At 66.5% G+C, this 19,438-nt stretch carries 14 protein-coding genes and 4 tRNA genes; 5 read left to right on the top strand and 13 right to left on the bottom strand.

Going from position 1 to position 19,438, the window contains the following annotated elements; translation table 11 throughout:
- Positions 1-104: 104 nt before the first annotated feature.
- The 5 genes from AC06FE_RS19265 to AC06FE_RS19245 all read right to left on the bottom strand — a co-directional run bounded on the left by AC06FE_RS19265 (position 105) and on the right by AC06FE_RS19245 (position 2,692).
- Positions 105-180 (bottom strand) — tRNA-Thr (locus AC06FE_RS19265).
- 37 nt (positions 181-217) lie between these two features.
- Positions 218-291, bottom strand: a tRNA-Gly gene (locus AC06FE_RS19260).
- Positions 292-315: 24 nt separating this feature from the next.
- Positions 316-401: transfer RNA gene (locus AC06FE_RS19255), tRNA-Tyr, on the bottom strand.
- 137 nt (positions 402-538) lie between these two features.
- Positions 539-1,558, bottom strand: a complete 1,020-nt coding sequence (locus AC06FE_RS19250) for an isoaspartyl peptidase/L-asparaginase family protein (protein WP_132864879.1) — start codon at positions 1,556-1,558, stop codon at positions 539-541.
- A gap of 114 nt (positions 1,559-1,672) precedes the next feature.
- Positions 1,673-2,692, bottom strand: a complete 1,020-nt coding sequence (locus tag AC06FE_RS19245; RefSeq protein WP_478073960.1) for a cyanophycinase — start codon at positions 2,690-2,692, stop codon at positions 1,673-1,675.
- A 189-nt stretch (positions 2,693-2,881) separates the two neighbouring features.
- On the opposite strand from AC06FE_RS19245, the gene AC06FE_RS19240 reads away from it, so the two are divergent.
- The 3 genes from AC06FE_RS19240 to AC06FE_RS19230 all read left to right on the top strand — a co-directional run bounded on the left by AC06FE_RS19240 (position 2,882) and on the right by AC06FE_RS19230 (position 9,644).
- On the top strand, positions 2,882-5,668 hold the full coding sequence (locus AC06FE_RS19240) for a TonB-dependent receptor plug domain-containing protein (RefSeq protein ID WP_313254179.1): 2,787 nt from the start codon (positions 2,882-2,884) through the stop codon (positions 5,666-5,668).
- A gap of 171 nt (positions 5,669-5,839) precedes the next feature.
- Positions 5,840-9,034, top strand: coding sequence for a hybrid sensor histidine kinase/response regulator (locus tag AC06FE_RS19235; RefSeq protein ID WP_478073959.1), 3,195 nt, complete (start codon positions 5,840-5,842; stop codon positions 9,032-9,034).
- A complete protein-coding gene (locus AC06FE_RS19230) occupies positions 9,009-9,644 on the top strand; it encodes a response regulator (protein WP_132864882.1) in 636 nt (211 codons plus the stop codon). Before AC06FE_RS19235 ends, AC06FE_RS19230 begins: the two co-directional genes overlap by 26 nt.
- A gap of 467 nt (positions 9,645-10,111) precedes the next feature.
- Here the strand turns inward: AC06FE_RS19230 and ychF are convergent, their stop codons facing one another.
- The 8 genes from ychF to AC06FE_RS19190 all read right to left on the bottom strand — a co-directional run bounded on the left by ychF (position 10,112) and on the right by AC06FE_RS19190 (position 16,989).
- Positions 10,112-11,203: a redox-regulated ATPase YchF gene (ychF, locus tag AC06FE_RS19225; RefSeq protein WP_132864883.1), complete on the bottom strand. Its 1,092-nt coding sequence runs from the start codon at positions 11,201-11,203 to the stop codon at positions 10,112-10,114.
- Positions 11,204-11,275: 72 nt separating this feature from the next.
- Positions 11,276-11,857, bottom strand: a complete 582-nt coding sequence (gene pth / locus AC06FE_RS19220) for an aminoacyl-tRNA hydrolase (protein ID WP_132864884.1) — start codon at positions 11,855-11,857, stop codon at positions 11,276-11,278.
- A gap of 53 nt (positions 11,858-11,910) precedes the next feature.
- Positions 11,911-12,513 (bottom strand): 50S ribosomal protein L25/general stress protein Ctc, encoded by a 603-nt coding sequence (locus AC06FE_RS19215; RefSeq protein ID WP_192286604.1) that lies wholly within the window; start codon positions 12,511-12,513, stop codon positions 11,911-11,913.
- Positions 12,514-12,619: 106 nt separating this feature from the next.
- Positions 12,620-13,579: a ribose-phosphate diphosphokinase gene (locus AC06FE_RS19210; protein ID WP_132864886.1), complete on the bottom strand. Its 960-nt coding sequence runs from the start codon at positions 13,577-13,579 to the stop codon at positions 12,620-12,622.
- Between the two features lie 113 nt (positions 13,580-13,692).
- Positions 13,693-13,769: transfer RNA gene (locus AC06FE_RS19205), tRNA-Gln, on the bottom strand.
- A gap of 3 nt (positions 13,770-13,772) precedes the next feature.
- On the bottom strand, positions 13,773-14,651 hold the full coding sequence (gene ispE / locus AC06FE_RS19200) for a 4-(cytidine 5'-diphospho)-2-C-methyl-D-erythritol kinase (RefSeq protein WP_478073958.1): 879 nt from the start codon (positions 14,649-14,651) through the stop codon (positions 13,773-13,775).
- Positions 14,648-15,307, bottom strand: a complete 660-nt coding sequence (lolB, locus tag AC06FE_RS19195; protein WP_192286606.1) for a lipoprotein insertase outer membrane protein LolB — start codon at positions 15,305-15,307, stop codon at positions 14,648-14,650. Before lolB ends, ispE begins: the two co-directional genes overlap by 4 nt.
- On the bottom strand, positions 15,304-16,989 hold the full coding sequence (locus tag AC06FE_RS19190; protein ID WP_478073957.1) for a tetratricopeptide repeat protein: 1,686 nt from the start codon (positions 16,987-16,989) through the stop codon (positions 15,304-15,306). Before AC06FE_RS19190 ends, lolB begins: the two co-directional genes overlap by 4 nt.
- A 67-nt stretch (positions 16,990-17,056) precedes the next feature.
- Here AC06FE_RS19190 and hemA point away from each other — a divergent pair, with 67 nt between their 5' ends.
- Together hemA and prfA are read left to right on the top strand one after the other, a co-directional pair.
- Positions 17,057-18,340, top strand: coding sequence for a glutamyl-tRNA reductase (hemA, locus tag AC06FE_RS19185; protein ID WP_478073956.1), 1,284 nt, complete (start codon positions 17,057-17,059; stop codon positions 18,338-18,340).
- The gene (gene prfA, locus AC06FE_RS19180; protein WP_313254195.1) at positions 18,318-19,403 is read left to right on the top strand and encodes a peptide chain release factor 1; all 1,086 of its coding nucleotides are present in this window, start codon (positions 18,318-18,320) and stop codon (positions 19,401-19,403) included. The genes hemA and prfA overlap by 23 nt, the downstream gene beginning before the upstream one ends.
- Positions 19,404-19,438 lie beyond the last annotated feature (35 nt).

Below are 19,438 nucleotides of genomic sequence, written 5' to 3'. Positions count from 1 at the left end.
ACCGATGGTGCCGACGTTGACGTGCGGCTTGGTACGCTCGAACTTACCCTTGGACATGGCTGCTTCTTCTCGGTAACAAGTTGGTTATGGCATTTACAGCAAGATGGTGCTCACGAAAGGAATCGAACCTTCGACCTCCTCCTTACCAAGGAGGTGCTCTACCGACTGAGCTACGTGAGCGAGTTGTCTATTATGGCAGCTTTTTCATAATGTTCAATGGAGCGGGAGACGGGAATCGAACCCGCACCATCAGCTTGGAAGGCTGAGGTTCTACCATTGAACTACTCCCGCAAGGGAACTGCCACAACGTAAAACTGGTGGAGGGAGGTGGATTCGAACCACCGAAGGCGTAAGCCAGCAGATTTACAGTCTGCCCCCGTTGGCCGCTTGGGTATCCCTCCGCACCACTCCCTTGTCTAGGACCTTGGCCGAACCGGTCAGGGGTGGGTGAGCCCGCTATTCTGGTGATATGCCCTCATGCTGTCAACAGAAATCTTCACATCCGTTGAAGTTTTTTGGCGCCACCTACCCTGCCCCGTCATTCGCCCGGCATCTTGAGTTTTTCGTCCGCGAAGATGGCCACGTGCGGCACGCCGTCGGCACCGATCCAGCCCCGGTACATGCCTTCGGTATTGAAGGGCGTGGCCGCCTTGCCGTCGGCGGACAGCACGATGGCGCCACCATCGCCCCCCAGCTCCGGCACACGCTTCACCACGACCTCGTCACCGGCCTGGGCGGGGCTCTCGTGCAGGTACTTCATGCGCGAACAGACTTCATGGGCCACCGACAGACGGATGTAGAACTCGCCCCAACCGGTGCCGGACACCGCGCACTGGTCGCTGGCGTACGTCCCGGCGCCGATGATCGGCGAGTCACCCACGCGACCGTAGCGCTTGTTGGTCATGCCACCGGTGGAGGTGCCCGCCGCCAGCTTGCCCTGGGCATCCAGGGCCACCGCGCCCACGGTGCCGAAGTGCTTGGCGGTCTCCAGGTTGGCGTGCGCCTGCCCCGCCGCCTCCTCCTTCAGTGCTTCCTGCAGCTGCTGCCAGCGCTTCTCGGTGCGGAAATAGGACGGATCGACCAGTTCGATCTTCTGCTCGGCCGCAAACAACTCGGCACCCTCCCCGACCATCATCACGTGCGGCGACTGCTCCATCACCGCACGCGCCAGCAGGATCGGATTCTTCACCGTATGCACGCCGGCCACGGCACCGGCGCGCAGGGTGGCGCCGTCCATCAGCGAGGCATCCAGCTCGTTCTTTCCGTCGTGGGTGAAGACGGCACCGCGTCCTGCATTGAACGTGGGATCGTTTTCCAGCACGGTGATCGCGGCGGTCACCGCATCCATCGCCGGCTTGCCCGCCATCAACGCCTCATGGCCGCGGCGCAGCGCTTCGGTCAATGCCGCACGTGCCGCACGTTCTTCTTCCGCACTGAAACCCTTGCGCTCCACGCCGGCACCGCCATGGATGACCAGCAGGGGGGAGGCCGGCGCCGCCCAGGCAGCCCCCGCAGACAACGACGCCAGGCCCAGCAGTACCGCGGAAGTCAGCTTCATGTTTCATCACTCCAGGTAGGAACGGCGATTCTAGGCACGCCTTCGACAGGCTGAACAGTGACCCACGAAAAAGGGGCCCGAGGCCCCTTCTTTCCGGTCAATCGCACCGCAGCTTCAGTTCGGGCGCAGTTGCAGCTCACCATCGACCACGCTGGCCACCGCGGTGAAGGCCGCGTTGTCCACCTTGAAGCCGTCCAGGTGCAGGCGGCTGCCGGCACCCACGCCGGTCACCGGGATGGCAGTGAACTCCAGCGGCGTGCCGTCGCTGAGCCGCTCGGCGGCGCGCTGCGGCATCACCAGCCAGGCGTAGCCCCCGTTGAGCGAATACACCCGCGCACGCCCGTCAGCTTCCACACACAGGGCCGTATCCTCGTCCACGCCGATCCCGACGATGTCGCCCTTGCCGCTGTCCTGGGCCGCACGGGCGACGAAGACAATCAGCCGACCCAAGCGGTCGCGCTTGGCGAAATGGGTGTCGGTCACGACATTGGACAGGAAAGGCATGGTGAGGAAATCCTTGTCCATGGTGACTTCGCTGCCCATCGGGTCGCCCAGTGCGGATACCGAATCGACGCTCCCGCCATCCAGCGCGCCATAGGCATAGGCCCCGAGGATGGCCAGCCCGGCACTGGTGCCGCCAATCGGCTTGCCCGCCCGCACATGCGCGTTCAGTGCGTCATTGAGCTGCGTTCCCTTCCAGAAACGGATGTAACGCGCCTGGTCACCGCCGGCGATGAAGATCGCGTCGGCGCCACGCACCACGCGCAACACCTCCGGATCATCGGCGGCGGCGCGATTGTCGAACACCAGCGTCTGCACCGCGGTCACGCCACCGACGTCGTTGAATAGTTCCTTCTGCAACTCATCGTCGCCCGAAGCCCGCAGGATCACCACCCGTCCATGGCCGGCACGCTCGACCCACCAGTGGAATGCCTCCGGGGCCCAGTCGCCGCCGCCCATCAGCAGCATCGCCGCCTCCGTCTTGCCCGGGCGCGGCGCGTCGAGGTTGCCGATCTCGTAATAGCGGTAACCGTTCTGCGATGCAGCACCGGCCTGTGCCACGGCGGTACCGGCGATGCCCAGCGCCAACAGCACCAGCGCCAGCCGCCCAAGGCAGAAATTCACGCGTTTCATCCCCATCATCCACCGATCACATGTAATCGCTTTCAGGCGTAATGCCAGACTTTTCGGCAGTGGTCAAGCATGTAAAAAAGGTGTTAGATGCAGGAACCCCATTCACAGTTTCTGACAGGGGTAGGCGGCATTTCCTGACAGGAACTGCCGGGGGGATTTCCAGAACACTTTTCATCAGAGAGCTGATTCATGCGTAAGCACGCAATGGTGTGTTCGATACAGCTGGCCCTGCTCGCCATGACCGCACCGGCCATGGCCCAAACCACTTCGGGGAGCCAGCCCCAACAACTGGATACCGTGCAGGTCACCGGTTCGCGCATCCCGCGCGCACAGGTGGAGGGGCCCGCACCCATCAGTGTCATCAATGCCGAACAGATCAAGGCCGCCGGCCTGACCTCGGTACCCGATGTACTTCGCGCGCTCAGCCAGAACAACGGCTACACGCAGGGACAGCAGAACACCACCGGCGCACAGTCCACGCCCGGCGCACAGGCCGTGGACCTGCGCGGACTCGGACCGAATCACACGCTGGTGCTGATCAACGGCCGTCGCATCGCCGACTTCCCCCTCCCGCTCAACGGCAAGAGCAACTTCACCGACGTCGGCAACATTCCGCTGGGAATGATCGACCGCATCGAAGTGCTCACCGGCAGCGCCTCGGCCGTGTACGGCTCCGACGCGATGGCTGGCGTGATCAACTTCATCCTGAAGAAATCCACCGATGGCACCACCATCGACTACCGCTACGGCGACACCAGTCGCGGCGGCGGTGAATCGCATGACCTGACCCTGACGACCGGCTTTGACCGCGGCAACTTCACCGGCATCGTCGGCGTGGAACTGATCAACAAGCGTCCGCTGTGGGGCAGCGATCGCAAGGCCCAGGATTCCACGTTCGACGGCCCGACCGAGCGCAGCCGGCTGCCGCACCTGGTGGCCCGTCGCTATGACGTGGACGATGACGTGGCGATGGACCCGGAAGGCGCATGCGCGAACCTGGGGGCGCTCAATGGCGGCAGCACCACGCTGGCCGCCGACCGCTATGGCGAGCCGTACTGCGGCAGCGACCGCGTCGTCGGCTATCGCACCATCGTCAACGAGCGCAAGGGCGCCACCGCCTACGGTTCGTTCGAGTACCGCTTCAACGACGCGCTGTCGTGGTTCGCCGATGTCCAGCTGGGCCACCAGAAGGTCAAGCTGATGACCGGCAACGGCGGCAACAATGCGGTCAGCGACAACATGGGCTGGGAGTTCCACGACCCCGCCTCGACCGACAACAACGACAAGGTGTTCTACAACGCCGGCACCGGCCACTACGAGATCTGGCAGCGGCAGTTCAGCCCCGAGGAAGTCGGCGGCCTGGGCAACCGCATGAACACCACCACCCAAAAGACACTGGCGGTGACCACCGGCCTGAAGGGCATGTTCGGCGAGAACTGGAACTGGGAAGCGGCCTACAACCATTCCCAGTACAAGGCCGACGTGAAGATGCCGCGCATCAAGGCCGACGCCGCCAACCGCTTCTTCCTGGGCGAACGCCTGGGTTACGACGCCGATGGCTATGCGATCTACAACCCCGATCCCGCCCGCCTGTACACCCCGCTGACGGCGGCGCAGTTTGCCTCGTTCGCCGCCATGTCCACCTTCCGCCCCGAGGCGAAGAACGACAACGTCAGCTTCACCGCCGACAATGGCTCGCTGTTCTCGTTGCCGGCCGGTGACGTGGGCTTTGCCGGCGTCATCGAGTACGGCCGCCAGTCGTACGCGATCAATCCCGATCCGCTGGCATTGACCGCCGATGCCTACTACGGCCCGCAGTACGGCGATGGCGATGGCAGCCGCAACCGCTGGAGCGCGGCGGGCGAACTGCGCGTGCCGGTGACCTCGAACCTGGAAGCCAGCCTGGCCGGCCGCTATGACCGCTACAGCTTCGGCAACCGTAACCCCGGCAAGTTCACCTACAGCGCCGGCCTGGAATGGCGTCCGTTCGACACCCTGCTGGTGCGCGGCTCGTACGGCACCGGCTTCCGCGCGCCGGACATGCACTACCTGTTCGCCGGCGATGATTTCTACCGCAAGGTTTCCACCGATTACTACCAGTGCCGTACCGATGAACCCGGCTTCAACAACGGCAAGTGCTACGACGAGGGCGACTGGGACACCAACACCCTCGACGTCTATGCCGGCAACGAGGAGCTGGACGTGGAGACCAGCAAGTCGTTCACGGCCGGCTTCGTGTGGTCGCCGATCGACGGCCTGGACCTGGCGGTGGACTACTACAAGATCAAGGTGATGAACCAGGTGCAGTCGCAGGACCGCGAGGTGCTGCGCATCACCGAAGCCAACTGCCGGCTGGGCGTGACCGACAGTGGTGCAGCGGTGGACATCAACTCGCCGACCTGCGTCGATGCGCTGGCCCGTGTCATCCGGGACGCCGACGGCACCATCACCAGCGTCCACTTCGCGCCGATCAACATCGCCCGCGAGGAGACCTCGGGCGTGGACGTGACCGCCAACTACCGCCTGCCGACCACCCGCATCGGCAACTTCAACCTCAGCGGCAGCTACACCTGGGCACGCAACCACACCCGCCAGCAGTATCCCGGCGACCCGACCGAGGACATGCTGGCCGTCACCTTCGTCGACACCACCATGCCGCGCGTGAAGTCCAACCTGGGCGTGAGCTGGGACCGTGACCAGTGGGGTGCCAGCCTGTTCGGCAACTACCTGGGCCGCGTCGCCAACTACGACAACGACGCGTGGACCGAGGCCACCTGGCGCTTCAACGCCGCGGCGCGGTATGACATCACCGACCACCTGCGGGTGTCGCTGACGGTCAACAACCTGTTCGACAAGATGCCGCCGAAGGATGCCACCTGGGCGGCCTATCCGTACTACAACACCTCGTGGTTCGACACCATCGGCCGCAGCTACTTCGTGCAGGTGACCTGGAAGCTGGGCGGCAAGCCGCTGTGATCATCAACTGACCTGCCGTACCCGAAGCCCGCCGCAAGGCGGGCTTCGTTTTTCCGCCATCCACCGGCGCCTCCTGTCCTCGGATGGCATTTTAGGAATCCACTGATGTGCGCGTCAGTGACCGCTCCCTAGCATGCAGCGATGCACCGCCTTCTTCCCCGGCGTCATGCCATGGACGCCCCCGTGGTCGCCGCCAGCGTCCTGCTGCGCGCACTCTCGCTGTGTGTGCTGTTGTGCCTGCTCGGAACCGCCGTCTTCTACCTGTTGGGCCAGCTGGACGAAGCAGTGTCGCAGCACCGTCGCGACATGAACGCCCGCGCCTACCGCACCCAGCTCTACTTCGACCAGCGCGAAGCATTGCTGAACTACCTGGCCGATTCGGTCGTGCAGGTGCCCTTGCCGGAGGATGCCCGCCTCCCGGTGATCGAAGGCGCGGTCCGGCACCTGCCGCTGGGCCAGGTTGGCAGCCGCCAGCAGTTGCAGCTGCTGCTGCCCGCGCGAGCCGAGCGCACCTTGCGGGAACTGGGGGTGCGGCTGATCCACGTGGGCCCGGGCACTGATGCCTCCGGGCGCTGGCTCTCCCCGGTCAACACCGAAACCGCAGGCGTCCCCATCGGCGTGGATGCAACCCGCCTGCGCCTGCATGCCGGGCCCGGTCAGAGCCCGCCACAGGTGCAATGGCTGGCCTCGCCCCAGGCGCCCGGCATGATCCACCTCTATCGCGCCATCGATGATGCCGCCGTACCGCAGCACTGGCTGGTACTGGCGCTGGATGCCGCCGCATCCGCCGCCGTCATCGGTTGCGGCACCACCAGCGCCTGCGCGCTGCTCGATGCCAGTGGACAGCCAGTGCCGGCCACGAACCCCGACCAGGGAGCGCCGCCCTCCCCATGGCTGCGCGAACTGCAGGGCGATCGCTTCGGCTTCGCATGGCTGCACGGGCTGTCATTGCTGAAGGGGATCGGCCAGGACGACTGGCGATTGGTACAGCATGTCCGTCCAGCGCGGCTGCTGAAGGACATCGGCCTGCCCCTGGCGGTGACCCTGCTGTTGTGCGCGGCGGCGGCCGTCACCCTGCGCGCGCTGACGCTGAAGCTCGACCGCCAGATCATCGGCCCGGCACGTGACCAGCACCGGCAGCTGTTGGAGAGTTTCCATTTCGGCAGCACGGTCGTGGAGATGGCGCCGGTCGGCATCTGCGTGCTGCGCTGCCACGATGGCCAGATCATGCTGGAGAACCAACTGGCACGCGACTGGTTGGGCGCAGACCACCGCGGCGAGGACTGGAATGCGGCGTGGCGCAACATCGCCCGCAGCAGCCATGCGTCCACCGCGGCCCGGCAGGCGCGCGACTTCACCACCCACGATGGCCGCGAGCTGCAGGTGCTGTACAGCGCCACCCGCTACCACAATGAAGACGTACTGCTGTGCGTGTTCAACGACATCAGCCGCCACCGCCAGATCCAGGCCGCGCTGGCCAATGCAAAGTTGGCCGCCGACAACGCCAGCAAGGCCAAGAGCGCATTCGTGGCGACGATGAGCCATGAGATCCGCACGCCGCTGCATGGCCTGCTTGGCACGCTGGAACTGCTTGCCGGCACCTCGCTGGATCCACGGCAGGCACGCCTGCTGGAAACCCTGCAGCAGTCCTCGGCGGTCCTGCTGCAGCTGATCAGCAACGTACTGGACGTCTCGCGCATCGAATCAGGACAGCTCGGCATCCGTCCGGCGCCGTTCTGCCCGCTGGACCTGGCCGAGACGACGCTGCGCGGCTATGCCGATGCAGCACTGCGCAAGCAGCTGCAGATCATGGTCTGCACCGACCCGACCCTGCCGATGCATGTCACCGGCGACGCCGACCGCATCCGCCAGATCCTGGGCAACCTGCTGAGCAATGCGATCAAGTTCACCGACAGCGGGCGGATCGTGATGCGGGTCTGGCCCGAGCAGGACGAGGCCGGCACGCAGCGCATCTGCTGGCAGGTCACCGACACCGGCGTGGGCATCCCCGTAGCGGCCCAGGCACACCTGTTCAAGCCGTTCCAGCAGGTCGAAGGCCAGCATCGCGCGGAGGGCAGCGGGCTGGGGCTGTCGATCAGTCGCCATCTGGTCGACCAGATGCACGGCGAGCTGCAACTGGTCAGCGCCCCCGGATTGGGCAGCAGCTTCACCATCCGCCTGCCGCTGCCCAGCACCGCCGAAGAGGACGGAAACACGCCGCGCCTGCTCGCCGAACCGGTGGTGTATGTGCGCTGCCCGGTGCTGGAGCTGACCGAGAGCGCCTGCCAATGGCTGCAGCGCTGGGGCGCCACGGCGCGACCATGGCCGGGACTGATGCAGGCCATTGAACCCGGCGCCATCCTGGTGGACAGCGATCCCGGCGGTGCAGCGCCCCTGTCCTGGTCCGGCCCGCGCGTGGTCGCCACGCCCGATGCCGGTGACCAGCCCATCGCTCATCCGGCGCGGCCGGATGAACGCATCGTCAGCCTCTTCAGCATCCGCGCCATCGCCGCCGGCGTGGCACAACTGCAGCAGAGGGTGCTTTTGCCTGCGCCCACCGCTGCTTCCCGTCATGGACATGCCCTCGGGTTGCAGGTGCTGGTGGTCGAGGACAACCCCATCAACCGCCTGCTGCTCCAGGAGCAGCTCGAAGTGCTCGGCTGCCAGCCGACCCTGGCCGCCGATGGCCGCGAGGCATTGGCCTGCTGCCGCGCACGCGACTTCGACGTGATCCTGAGCGACATCAACATGCCGCGGCTCGACGGCTACGCGTTGGCGCGTCGGCTGCGCGCGGTCGGCATCTCCACGCCGATCATCGGCGCCACCGCCAACGCCACGCCCGAAGTCCGCGTGCTCTGCCACGAGGCAGGCATGGACGACTGCCTGTTCAAGCCCATCACCCTGCAAGCCTTGCAGGCGAAGCTGGTGACGCTTGGCCTGCCCGCCCGGCCTGCGGTGCGGGAACCCGCCCTCACGCCTGCTTCCTGCACGGCCACGGAGGCGTTGCAGGTGCCAGCGGACGTACTGCAGGTGTTCCTCGACACGATGCATTCGGACATCGGCCAACTGGGTGTGGCGATGGCCGATGCCGAGCGCCCGCTGGCCTCACAGTTGCTGCACCGGATCCGAGGCGCGCTGGTGGTGGTCTCGGCCGTCGGCCTGGCCGATGCCGCCCAGCTCGCCGAGCAGCAGGTGGCCGGTGCTGCGCCCTGGGCCGATGCCATCGATTCAACCAACACATTCGTCTTCCGGCTGGAGGGCGCGCTGCGCCAGCTGGAGACGGCCGGCCCGGCAGCGTCGCCACCTGCGCCGATGCCCGCAGCAGGGACGGAGGACGCTGATGCACGCAACCGTAGTGATCGCTGACGATCACCCGATCGTCCTGGCCGGCATCCGCCACGCCATCGAGCGCGACCCCCGGCTGGAAGTGGTCGGCCAGGCGCAGGACCCCTCCTCGCTGGTGGCGCTGATGCATGCGCATGCCCCGGACATCGTCATCACCGACTACAACATGCCGGGTAACGACGCACTGGGCGATGGAATCAAGCTGGTCTCCTATCTGCTGCGGCATTTCCCGCACAGCCGCCTGCTGGTGCTGACCATGGTGTCCAACCCGTCGATCATCGCTGCGATGTATCGCGCCGGTGCCGGTGGCGTGGTGCGGAAAAGCGGTGACTCCGCCGAACTGGGGCTCGCGCTGTCCGCGCTGCTGGCACGCCGCATCTACCGACCGGTGGAGCAGACATGGGCTGACCGCGCCGCGGTATCCATGACGCCTGCCGCGCGGTTGTCGCCACGCGAGTTCGAAGTGCTGCGCCTGTTCGCCAACGGCCGCTCGGTGGGGGATATCGCGCGCCTGCTCAGCCGCAGCATCAAGACGGTCAGCACGCAGAAGGTCAGCGCCATGCGCAAGCTGGGTACGCGCACCGACCAGGAACTGATCTCGTTCTGCCTGGCGTCGGATCTGTTCCGGTGATCGCAGTCTGCGTTGTCGCGTACCAGGCGGGAACCTGCCGCTGATCACGGCGTGGACGCTGCATTGCCGGGGGAAACCGTGGTGCGCATGCAGTTTTCCACATGGCATGTGGAGAGTGATGGGAGAAGCGTGTGGATAACCGCGTGCAGCCCCTGCGCTGCAAGGGTTTCGAAAGCGTGATCATATTTTCGCCAGCGTGCAATCCCGGCACCGGCAGCGAGCGCCTCGTCCCCCGCCCTCCCCTTGGTTTCGCCAGAGGGAGGGGATGGATGCCAGCACTCGGACGGTTTTCCACACCCCATGTGGAAAGCGATGGGAGAAGCATGTGGATAAGTGCTTGCAACCCTTGCGCGACAAGGCGCTTCAACCACTGATCAATAATTCGCCATATCGTGCGCGGGCACCATCGGGCAGAAACAACAAGGCCCCGCGGTGCGGGGCCTTGTGATGCGGCAAACGTCCGCGAATCAGACGTTGAAGCGGAAATGCAGGATGTCGCCTTCCTGCACACGGTATTCCTTGCCTTCCAGCCGCAGGCGACCGGCTTCCTTGGCACCGGCTTCACCGCGGTACTTGATGAAGTCGGCGTAGGAAATGGTTTCCGCGCGAATGAAGCCCTTTTCGAAATCGGTATGGATCACCGCCGCGGCCTGCGGTGCGGTGGCACCCTTGCGTACGGTCCATGCACGGACTTCCTTCACGCCAGCGGTGAAGTAGGTCTGCAGGCCCAGCAGGTTGTAGGCGGCACGGATCACGCGATTCAGGCCCGGCTCTTCCAGGCCCAGGTCGGCCAGGAAGGTGTCACGGTCTTCGTCGTCCAGCTGCGACAGCTCTTCCTCGATGGCCGCCGACACCGGCACCACTTCGGCACCTTCGGTGGCGGCACGCGCACGCACGGCCTCCAGGTGCGGGTTGTTGTCGAAGCCATCCTCCAGCACGTTGGCGATGTACATCACCGGCTTGAGGGTGAGCAGGAACAGGTCGCGCACCAGCGCCTTTTCTTCATCGTCCAGCCCGACGCTGCGGCCGGACTTGCCGTCGGACAGCGCCGCCTGCAGCTTGGCCAGCACCGGCTTGCGCGCGGTCGCTTCCTTGTCGCCGCCCTTGGCGGCACGCTCGGCGCGGTTGAGCGCCTTCTCGACGCTGTCCAGGTCGGCCAGCGCCAGTTCCAGGTCGATGGTGTCGATGTCGGCGATCGGATCGACGCGGCCGGCGACGTGGATGATGTCGGTGTGTTCGAAGCAACGCACCACATGGGTGATCGCGTCCACTTCGCGGATGTGGGCCAGGAACTTGTTGCCCAGGCCTTCACCGCTGGCGGCACCGGCCACCAGGCCGGCGATGTCGACGAACTCAACCGCGGTCGGCACGACCTTCTGCGGGTTGATGATGCCGGCCAGTTCGTTCAGACGCTGATCCGGTACCGGCACGATGCCGACGTTCGGTTCGATCGTGCAGAACGGGAAATTGGCCGCGGCGATGCCCGCCTTGGTCAGTGCATTGAACAGGGTCGACTTGCCGACGTTGGGCAGACCGACGATGCCGCATTTGATACCCATGCTAACTCCACGATTCGAGATTCCGGCTTGCGCTCTCCCGCGGGCCATCGCCCGGGAAACCGCAAGCCGCAATCATGGCCGGGCGGTATGCAACCGCTTCATGGCCTCATTGAAATCCCCTGCCACCGCCAACGGCATCACGTCGATGGCCGCATCGATGGCCTGGTCCATCAGCACCGCATCCTGCGGCGACGGGCGGTTCAACACCCAGCCCACCACGCGGTCCTTGTGGCCGGGATGGCCGATGCCCAGGCGCAGGCGATGGAACTTGCCGTGACCGAGCAGGCGGATGGTGTCACGCAGGCCGTTCTGGCCACCGTGGCCGCCATCGAACTTGAGCCGTGCCACGCCGGGCGGCATGTCCAGTTCATCGTGCGCGACCAGGGTCTGTTCGGGCTCGATCTTCCAGAAGCGCTGTGCGGCGGTGATCGACTTGCCGGAAAGATTCATGAACGTCGACGGCTTGAGCAGCCAGACCGACTGGCCACCGATCTCGACCTTGGCCACTTCGCCGAACAACTTGCTTTCCAGCGTCCAGCGCGCGCCCTGCCGCTGTGCCAGGGCCTCTACGAAATGAAACCCGGCATTGTGCCGGGTCCGGGCGTGCTCGGGGCCGGGGTTACCCAGGCCGACGATCAATCGCAATCCAGTCATCTGTACGAATCATCTGCCTGGCCCGCCCCGAAGGGCGGACCGGGCATTGCCGATTACTCGGCCGATGCTTCTTCAGCGCCGGCGGTCTTGGCGATGACCACGGCGTCGTCGTGGCTCTTGCCCAGCTTCAGCGCCGGGATTTCCACACCGGCCGGCAGCTTCAGGCCCGACAGGTAGATGATGTCGCCAGCCTTCAGCTCGCCCAGGTCGACTTCGATCGACTCCGGCAGGTCCTTCGGCAAGCAGGCGATGCTCACTTCCTTCAGTTCGTGGGTGACCAGCACGTCGGCGGACTTGCCGGCCGGCGAGGTGTCTTCGTTGATGAAGGTCAGCGGCACCGAGGCGTGCAGCACTTCGTTGTCGTTCACGCGCTGGAAGTCCAGGTGCATGACCAGCTGCTTGTACGGGTGACGCTGCATGTCACGCAGCAGCACCTTGTGGATGGTGCCGTCGAGGTTCAGGTCGATGATCGACGAGTAGAACCAATCGTTGAACTGGGCCAGCCAGATTTCGTTGTGGTTGAACTGAACCTTCACCGGTTCGCGATCACCACCGTAAACGATGCCCGGCACCACGCCAGCGTGACGCAGGCGGCGGCTCGCACCCTGACCTTGCACGTCACGACGGGCGACCTTGATTTCGTGAGACTTTGCCATTGTTGACTACTCTAGGTTGATGCACCGCCTCGCGGCGCTGCGTAAAGACTCTTCCGCGACCAGAAGAGCCTGTTGTGATCCCCGGCGGGTGCCAGGGACCGGAAAATCAATCCACGTACATCGAGCTGACCGACTCACCGAAGGCGATGCGGCGCATCGTCTCGGCCAGCATCTCGGCCACGCTGATCTGGCGGATCTTGGGACAGACGCGGGCCACCTCGGACAGCGGGATCGTGTCGGTCACCACCAGCTCGTCGAGCTGGGAGTTGTTCAGGTTGTCCACCGCCGGGCCGGAGAGCACGGCGTGGGTGCAGTACGCGGCGACCTTCAGCGCGCCACGCGCCTTGAGGGCGGCAGCGGCGGCGCACAGGGTGCCGGCGGTGTCGACGATGTCGTCGACCATCACGCAGGTCTTGCCCTCGACGTCACCGATGATGTTCATCACGGTGGCGACGTTGGCACGCGGACGGCGCTTGTCGATGATGGCCAGGTCGGCATCATCCAGGCGCTTTGCCACGGCGCGGGCGCGTACCACGCCGCCGACGTCCGGGCTGACCACGATCAGGTTGTCGGTGCCGTAGGCGCGCCAGATGTCGGCGAGCAGCAGCGGCGAGGCGTACACGTTGTCCACGGGCATGTCGAAGAAGCCCTGGATCTGGTCGGCGTGCAGGTCGACCGTGAGGATCTGGTCGGTGTTCACGGCCGAGAACATCTTGGCGGCGACCTTGGCGGTGATCGGCACGCGCGAGGAACGCATGCGGCGATCCTGGCGGGCGTAGCCGAAGTACGGCACCACCGCGGTGACGGAGGCGGCGCTCGCGCGCTTGAGCGCGTCGATGATCACCAGCAGTTCCATCAGGTTTTCCGCGCTCGGCGCGCTGGTCGGCTGCACCACGAAAACGTCCTGCTTGCGGACGTTTTCCTGGATCTCGACCTGTACTTCACCGTCGGAGAACTTCGACACCAGGGCCTTGCCCGGGCGGACCCCCAGCTCCTTGCAGATGCTTTGCGCAAGGCGCTTGTTGGCATTGCCGGAAAAGACCAGCAGGTTCGGGGAGTCTTGCATGACAGCTCTCTCGGGCGGGGGACGAGTAGCGAAAGGATCGGCGGGTTACTGCAGAGATGATGCGTGTTCCGGGGCGCGCACATCCGTTGCGCTTACAACCACAGGGAAAGGAATGGCAGGGGCGGTAGGATTCGAACCTACGAATGCCAGGATCAAAACCTGGTGCCTTGGGCCTCTTGGCGACGCCCCTGCATCAAACTATTCCCGTCGTCTCCAGCGCATCGAGCAGTGGCGAGTGGTCAACACCCGCGGCCACCCAAGCCCGCAGTTCCTTCGGCAACTCCGCCAATGCCTGCTCTGCGGCAGCGCGCGTGGCGAACTCGACGAAACAACCGCTTCCCGACCCCGTGAGCCGTGCCCGACCGATACCTGACAGGGCCAGGAACGCCGCCTCGATGGCAGGTTCCCGACGCCGCAGCACCGGTTCGAACGCATTCCCGAGGACGGTCCCGGAAGCGAAGTCCGCTATTTTCACGGGCGCGGCATCCCGCGTCAAATCCGGCGAACGGAAAAGTTCAGCCGTGGGCACGTGAACCCCCGGATCGGCCAGCACGTACCAGGCCTGCGGCAGCCGGATCGGCAGCAGTTCCTCGCCCACGCCCTCGGCCCAGGCGCTGCGGCCGCGCACGAACACGGGCACGTCGGCACCCAGCGCCAGACCGAGGGTGGCCAGCGCATCCTCGTCCAGCCCCGTGCCCCACAGCGCATTCAGGGCGACCAGCACGGTGGCGGCATCGGATGAGCCACCGCCGAACCCACCGCCCGCAGGAATGCGCTTTTCAACGCGGATATCGACACCTTTGGCGCAATTGGCGGCACTTTTAAGCGCGAGCGCCGCGCGCACCACCAGATCATCGACCTCGGCCACACCCGGCACCGAGGGCCCCTCGCGGTGAACCTGACCATCTTCACGCACGCGCAGGCCGATGTGGTCACCCCAGTCCAGCAGCCGGAACACGGTCTGCAGCACGTGGTAACCGTCGGGGCGGCGCCCGGTGATGTGAAGAAACAGGTTCAGCTTGGCCGGGGCCGGCCAGAACGACCAGCCTGCGGCGTCGGGACGAAGGCTCATGGTGCGCCGATGCTCCATTCATCGACGATCAGGCGCACCTTGGCGTCGCCATTGACCGCTTCGATGCGGCGCGGCAGTGCAGGCCGGCCGGCTTCGGCCGGGTACCAGTCCAGGTAATCGACCTGCCAGCCCTGCTGCCGCAGCACGCGCGGGCGCCCTTCGGCATCGAACCCCAGGTGTTCCGGGGCGATGGCCCCTTGTGCAGGCAAACCTCGCACCCAGTCCGGCAACTGCTCGACCGGGATCTCCCAGCCGGTCGCCTCGGCCAGCACCTGGCCGGCGTCGTCACCACTGCGCGGACCACCGTCCAGCCCTTCCAGGCGGGCCGGCTGACCGTCACCACCGCTCAGCTGCCAGCTCTGCCGGGTCACCGGCGCGGCGAGGCTGATCTGGTAACCGCCCCCCTGCTGCTGCCAGTCGATCCGACCATTGCCGCCGTTACGGCCCTTGCTGATCGCCACGCGCCCCTGGAACGCCCAGGCCGGCTGCGCGCGCAGCGCATCGCGCCGGGCCTGCTCGGCGGCCTGCGCCTGCGCCGACACCTCGGCCACTTCCGGCGTGACCGGCGATGCCTGCCGCGTTGAAACCGAGCCACAGGCGCTGAGCACCCCGGCCATCACCAGCACCCACGGCGCCCGCCACGTCATCTGATTCATACACCCAGTTTCTCGATCGCGCGCAGCAGCGCGCGGTTGTCCGGATCCAGCTTGCGGGCCTCGTCGAAGAAGCGCCGCGCCTCTTCCTTCTGCCCCGTCACCCACAGCACTTCACCCACGTGCGCGGCCACTTCCGGATCCTTGGTCAGGCTCCAGGCGCGGCGCAGCTGCACCAGGGCCTCTTCGTTGCGTCCCAGCCGGTACAGCACCCAGCCATAGCTGTCGATGATGGCCGAGTTGTCCGGCTCGGCGACGCGCGCACGCTCGATCAGCTCCAGCGCCTCCTGATAGCGATGGGTGCGATCGGCCAGGGTGTAGCCCAGCGCATTGAGCGCGGCCACGCTTTCCGGCTCGGCGACCAGGATCTTGCGCAGGTCCGCCTCGGCGCGCGGCACGTCGTCCTTGCGCTCCCAGGCCAATGCACGCGCATACAGCAGCGCGCTGTCATCCGGGTAGGCGGACAGGCCGCGGGTCAGCACGTCCACCTCGGCGGCGCTGTCGCCGTCACGCTGCTGCAGGTCCGATTCGAGCAGGTAGGCGTCCCGGCGAACGTCATCGTCGACGGAAGCATCACCCTGCACCTCATGCACTTCCTTGAAGGCCTGGGCCTTCTCGCCCATCAGATGCAGCGCGTTGACCGCGCGCAGCTGCGCCTCGCCACGCTGGTCGCCGCCGGGCACGCCGTGGTACCAGTCCACCGCCTCCTGGTACCGCTTGAGGTACTCGGCGATCTTGCCCAGCAGCAGGCGCTGCTCCGGGTCCGGCTTGCTGGCCTTGGCCGAGATGTCCTCGTACAGCGCGAGCAGCGCGGCATCGTCCTTCTGCTTGGCCATCAGCGAGGCACGCATGCCCCAGCTGTGCAGGTCCTGCTCGCCCTGCGCCAGCACCTGTTCGGCGGCCTTGGGCTCGCCGAGCGCGTCGTAGGCGATGGCCAGCGCATTGCGCAGCTCGACGTCGGCCGCGGCCTTGGGCTCGATGTCCTTGAGCAGCGCCAGCGCCTCCTCCTTCTTGCCCGCCTGGTTCAACTGCGTGGCGTGCAGCAGCACCACCCGCGGCTCTTCGGGAAAACGCCTGACCACTTCGCCCACCATCCGCTGGGCCAGCTCCGGGCGCTCCATGCGCAGCGCCAGGCGGCCGAACTCCTGCCAGGCCTCCAGGTCCTCGGGAATCGCATTGGCATCGATCAGCATGCCCAGCACCTGCGCCGGCACCGCCGGGTCACGCCCACCGGTGGCCAGCGCCAGCAGGGCGTTGCGCCAGGCGTTCGGCTCGGGGGAACGCAGCACCACCAGCAGTTCCTTGCGCGCGGTTTCGACATCGCCCTTGCGCATGGCCAGCGAGGCCCGGGTGGCACGTACCGCGATCGCGCCCGGATCACGCTGCGCCCACAGCGCCAGCGCCTGGGTGGCGCGCTCGTCGTCACCGGCCAGCATGGCGATGCGGGTGGCCCGTTCAGCCAGCCCCACGTCGCCGCGCGCTTCCTGCGCGGCCTGCAGGTACCAGCGGGCGGCATCGGGCAACTTGCCGGCCTGCAAGGAAAATTCACCGGCAAGGACCGGTGTCAGCGGCGGCGCGGCTTCGACCACCGGCCGCGCCTGGGCGGCCTTGGCCGGGGCCGCCGACAGCGGGAAAACCGGCAGGGAAAGCAACAGAACGGTGCATATGCGATGGAATACGGGCATCTGGCGCAACCGGGCCGTAAAATGGCGGCCTTCAACAGCCAGCAGCTTATCGCAAGCAACTGAACAGATGACCCTCTGGGTGCTCGGACTGAATCACCACACTGCGCCGGTGGAACTGCGCGAACGCGCCGCCTTCGGTGGCGACGTGCTGCCGCGCGCGATGGATTCACTGCGCCGGAGCCCGCAGCTGTCCGAGGCGGTCCTGCTGTCCACCTGCAACCGCACCGAGCTGTACGCGGTGGCCGAGGATGGCCAGGCCCTGCAGCAGTGGCTGGAGCAGCATGCCGGCGACCTGCAGGGCTACCTGTACCAGCACGCCGACGCCGAAGCGGTGCGCCACCTGTTCCGCGTCGCCACCGGGTTGGACTCGATGGTGCTCGGCGAGCCGCAGATCCTGGGCCAGGTGAAGGACGCCTGGTCGCTGGCCCACGACAGCGGCGCCATCGGCCACCAGCTGGACAAGCTGTTCCAGCAGACCTTCTCCGTGGCCAAGCGCGCACGCACCGATACCCGCGTGGGCGCCAACCCCATCTCGGTGGCTTCCACCGCGGTACGGCTGGCGCAGGACTCGTTCGCACGCATGGACGAATCCACCGTGCTGCTGGTCGGCGCCGGCGAGACCATCGAGCTGGCCGCCAAGCATCTGGGCGAAGCCCGGGTGAAGCGCCTGCTGATCGCCAACCGCACCCTGGCCCATGCGCAGGACCTGGCCACCCGCCACGGTGGCGTGGCGTTGCCGCTGACCGAGCTGGAACGCCACCTCGGCGAGGCGGACGTGGTGTTCTCCGCCACCGCCGCGCGCGAGCCGGTGATCCTGCACCGCCAGGTCGCCAGCGCCCTGCGCAGCCGCAAGCACAAGCCGATGCTGTTGTTCGACCTGGCGGTACCACGCGACATCGAGGCCGAGGTGGGCACGCTGTCCGACGCCTACCTGTACACGGTCGATGACATGGAGCGTGCCGTCGAGGAAAACCGCCGTAGCCGCCGTGAGGCCGCCGCCGAGGCCGAGGCGATCATCGACCTGCAGGTCTCGCGCTACCAGGACAACCTGCGCGCGGCCAGCCTGCAGGCCCCGATGCGCCAGCTGCGCGCCTTCGGCGAGGCCACCCGCGCCGAACTGCTGGCCAAGGCCCGGCAGCAGCTGGCCCATGGCAAAGAGGCCGATGAAGTCCTCGAGCAACTGGCGCACGGCCTGACCAACCGCCTGCTGCACCCGCCCACCGCGGCGCTTCGCCAGGCCGCGCTGGAAGGCGATACTGACCTTACCCGCGCCGCCGAGCGCCTGTTCCCGGCCACGCCCGGGTACCACCACCCCGTAGCGAGAACCGATGACGCCGACCCTGCGCCGTAAGTTGCTGGCCCTGGCCGAGCGCCGTGAAGAACTGGAACGTCTGCTGGCCGACCCTTCGGTGGTCGCCGACAACGAACGCTTCCGCAATTTCTCCCGCGAGTTCGCACAACTGGAGCCGGTGGCCAACGCGCTGGCCGAGGAGTCGCGCGCCAAGGCCGACCTGGCCTCGGCCGAGGCCATGCGCGGCGACCCGGAACTGCGCGAGCTGGCCGAGGAGGAAATCAACGCTGCCCAGCAGCGCCTGCACGCTCTGGACGAGGAACTGGCGCTGCTGCTGGTGCCGCGCGACCCGCGCGATGAAGGCAACCTGTTCCTGGAAGTGCGCGCCGGCACCGGTGGCGACGAGGCGGCGATCTTCGCTGGCGACCTGTTCCGCATGTACGCCCGCTACGCCGAGCGACAGGGCTGGAAGGTGGAGATCGAGTCGGACAACCCCGGCGAGCACGGCGGCTACAAGGAAGTGGTGGCACGCGTGGTCGGCCGCGGCGCCTACTCGCGGCTGAAGTTCGAATCCGGCACGCACCGCGTGCAACGCGTGCCCGCCACCGAATCGCAGGGGCGCATCCATACCTCGGCGGCGACGGTGGCGATCATCCCCGAAGCCGACGACGTGGAAGACATCACCCTCAACCCGGCCGACCTGAAGGTGGACACGTTCCGCTCCTCGGGCGCCGGCGGCCAGCACGTCAACAAGACCGAATCGGCCATCCGCATCACCCACGTCCCGAGCGGCGTGGTGGTCGAATGCCAGACCGAGCGCAGCCAGCACGCCAACCGCGACAAGGCGATGAAGCGACTGAAGGCGCAGCTGCTGGACGCCGAGCGCAGCAAACAGGCCGCGGCGCAGGCGGAAAGCCGACGCCTGCAGGTCGGCAGCGGGGACCGCAGCCAGCGCATCCGCACCTACAACTTCCCGCAGGGCCGCATCACCGACCACCGCGTGGAAGGGCTGACGCTGTACGACCTGCCCAACATCATCGAAGGCGAGTTGGATGCGTTGGTGAGCCGCCTGCAGCACGAGCACCAGGTGGACGAGCTGGCGCGGTTGGCCGAAGGCAGCTGAGGCCTTGTTCTACGGCCTCGCGTGAGGCTGCGGAG

The organism is Stenotrophomonas sp. Steno-C18, assembly GCF_056393195.1.
The sequence above is the reverse complement of the archived record's forward strand: the minus strand, read 5'-3'. Positions and strand labels throughout refer to the sequence as shown.